The organism is Rhizobium ecuadorense (assembly GCF_001187535.1).
Taxonomy (GTDB): Bacteria; Pseudomonadota; Alphaproteobacteria; order Rhizobiales; family Rhizobiaceae; genus Rhizobium; species Rhizobium ecuadorense.
In genome coordinates, this window is the sequence record NZ_LFIO01001454.1 from 1 (window position 1) to 257 (window position 257).

The 257-nt window shown below is 49.8% G+C and carries 1 pseudogene; it reads right to left on the reverse strand.

The features are described 5' to 3' along the window. Positions 1 to 130, reverse strand: a pseudogene (locus AF337_RS42795) (GntR family transcriptional regulator); the annotation flags it as partial. Positions 131 to 257: the final 127 nt, after the last annotated feature.

Consider the following 257-nt stretch of genomic DNA (forward strand, 5'->3'; position numbering starts at 1 on the left):
ACTTTTGTCCGGGGGTCAGCCGACCAAAAATGATGTCGGCTCGAATGCGCCTGTAGCTGCTCTCGGCAATGGTCTCGTTGATAACCGGCTGCAACATGGCGAGTCTCTTATATTTTCTGTATCGTCGGATATATCTCTTTCTGGCATTCTCAATCAAGGAAGCATTCGCAGAATAGGAATTAGAATTTCCTCATATGATGCTGGTTTGGCCGGAGAACGCGGATGCGACTGGGTCGAGCAGGGCCTGACCACAATAC